Genomic DNA, 581 nt, shown 5'->3' with positions numbered 1-581 from the left:
AAAGTTAGTTTGTCTAGCATCTAAAAATAAAAATTGACGTTTCACGTTGTTTGTTTCGTTCAGTTTTCAAAGAACTAAAAGCGGGTGAAGAGAATCGAACTCTCGACCAGAGCTTGGAAGGCTCTTGTTTTACCACTAAACTACACCCGCGTGGTCGGGAAGACAGGATTTGAACCTGCGACCCCCTGGTCCCAAACCAGGTGCTCTACCAAGCTGAGCCACTTCCCGTAATTGGCGCGCCCGAGAGGAGTCGAACCCCTAACCTCTTGATCCGTAGTCAAACGCTCTATCCAATTGAGCTACGGGCGCTTATTCATGATGTTTTTTCGTCGTTGTCTTTTGGCGACTCAATTATCTTATCATACTACATTTTCAAATGCAAGTACTTTTTTAAGATTTTTTTCGATGCGGCCGAGAGGACTTGAACCTCCACGGGGTTTCCCCCACTAGGCCCTCAACCTAGCGCGTCTGCCGTTCCGCCACGACCGCGCGGAAAAAACAAAAGTGAGCCATGAAGGATTCGAACCTTCGACCCTCTGATTAAAAGTCAGATGCTCTACCAACTGAGCTAATGGCTCGTA

5 tRNA genes are annotated in these 581 nt (G+C 47.2%); all 5 read right to left on the bottom strand.

Annotated elements, in window-relative coordinates:
* Positions 1 to 79: 79 nt before the first annotated feature.
* Positions 80 to 150, bottom strand: a tRNA-Gly gene (locus JDS98_RS29605).
* Position 151: 1 nt separating this feature from the next.
* Positions 152 to 228 (bottom strand) — tRNA-Pro (locus tag JDS98_RS29600).
* A 4-nt stretch (positions 229 to 232) separates the two neighbouring features.
* A tRNA-Arg gene (locus JDS98_RS29595) sits at positions 233 to 309 on the bottom strand.
* 97 nt (positions 310 to 406) lie between these two features.
* Positions 407 to 489 (bottom strand) — tRNA-Leu (locus JDS98_RS29590).
* A 16-nt stretch (positions 490 to 505) separates the two neighbouring features.
* Positions 506 to 578 (bottom strand) — tRNA-Lys (locus JDS98_RS29585).
* Positions 579 to 581: the final 3 nt, after the last annotated feature.

This window comes from Bacillus cereus group sp. N11 (assembly GCF_016483605.1).
Taxonomy (GTDB): Bacteria; Bacillota; Bacilli; order Bacillales; family Bacillaceae_G; genus Bacillus_A; species Bacillus_A toyonensis.
The sequence above is the reverse complement of the archived record's forward strand: the minus strand, read 5'-3'. Positions and strand labels throughout refer to the sequence as shown.